The sequence below is a fragment of the Mesorhizobium sp. M5C.F.Ca.IN.020.32.2.1 genome (genome assembly GCF_004023105.1).
Taxonomy (GTDB): Bacteria; Pseudomonadota; Alphaproteobacteria; order Rhizobiales; family Rhizobiaceae; genus Mesorhizobium; species Mesorhizobium wenxiniae.
The window spans coordinates 1-1,276 of the sequence record NZ_RZSX01001268.1 but is presented as its reverse complement, the minus strand read 5'-3'; the positions used below and the strand labels follow the sequence as shown (position 1 = coordinate 1,276).

2 pseudogenes are annotated in these 1,276 nt (G+C 61.8%); one reads left to right on the top strand and one right to left on the bottom strand.

What is annotated here, in order from left to right:
* Window positions 1–234: 234 nt before the first annotated feature.
* Window positions 235–357 (top strand): annotated as a pseudogene (locus tag EOA86_RS35080) (IS5/IS1182 family transposase); the annotation flags it as partial.
* On the opposite strand, the pseudogene EOA86_RS35075 reads toward EOA86_RS35080, so the two are convergent.
* Window positions 335–1,170 (bottom strand): annotated as a pseudogene (locus tag EOA86_RS35075) (transglutaminase family protein). The pseudogenes EOA86_RS35080 and EOA86_RS35075 overlap by 23 nt on opposite strands.
* Window positions 1,171–1,276 lie beyond the last annotated feature (106 nt).

Genomic DNA, 1,276 nt, shown 5'->3' with positions numbered 1-1,276 from the left:
GGGTGAACTGGCCCAGCGCCCTCAGGTCATCAGCGAGCACGCGACTGGCCGCGACTTGTTCCTCGATGTTGAGGCAATCGACGAGAACGGGGTCGAGCGGGCGAAGAAACGACTTTCGGAGGCGCTCCTGGCCTTAACCATCCGAAGCAAGCCCGCCGCTTCTTAGGTTTTTGAACGTCTGACCGCATTTGAGACTTCAATGAAGTGATCTCCATGCCGTGTGGATTTACAGAGCACATTGAGTGCTGCTTCTCCAAACTCAGGCAGTTCCGCCGGGTCGCAACCCGCTTCGAAAATCCCGCCCGCAATTACCGCGCCGTTGTCACTCTCGCTGCTATTGTCTTGTGGTTGCGGTAACGTCCACACGGCCTAGTCGACGATCGTTCGTCCAGACCTTGAAACCGGCCAGCGTGCCGGGCCCGAAAATATAGGTCAGCGGCACATCGGCTGCATCGCGGCCGGAGGCGATCAGGATGCGGCCGATGCGCGGCGCGTTGTTGCGCGGATCGAAGGCATGCCAGCGGCCGCCGAGATCGACCTCCATCCAGGCGGCGAAGTCCATGTCCGACCACGGTTCGGCAGGCCGATGTCGCTGATGTAGCCGGTGCAGTAGCGCGTTGGGATGTTCAAGGCGCGGCAGAAGGCGACGGCGAGAGGGGCGAAGTCGCGGCAGACCCCGCTCTGCTCGCGATAGGCCGCCGTGCGCGTCGGCCGCGCATTGCCATAATTAAAGATGATGTGGTTGTGGACGAAGTCGCAGACCGCCTGCACGCGTGGAATGCCGAGCGGCGTGTGGCCGAACAGCCGCCACGCTTCGTTCGCCAGCACGTCGCTATCGCAATAGCGGCTGGGCAGCAGGAACAGCAGCGTGTCGGACGGCAGGTCGCGCACCTCGTTCTGCCAAGCCATCAGATCGCCCATCTCGAAAGTGCCGGTATCGCGGATCACCGCGTCCGTGCCGATGCTGAAGCGACCCGGCGGGGCGACAAGACGGTTTCACCAGTTGCCGAAACTGTCCCGGTAGCGCTCGATCGGCACCTGTGGGTTCGAGGTCAGGAAGTCCGGCCATTCGAGATCCGACGCGCGGGAATAGTGGACGTTGAGCATCGCGATCAGCGGCGTTTCCTGCGGAAAATCGAAGCTCATCTCGCCGCCGATATGGATTCGCATTGTCGTCCTGACCGGCCTGCCGGATCATCACCCGGCGAAGGCACGGGCTGTTGCTGCATTGCAAAAAAGATCATCGCACGGACCAGCACGGTTTACGAGCGAATTA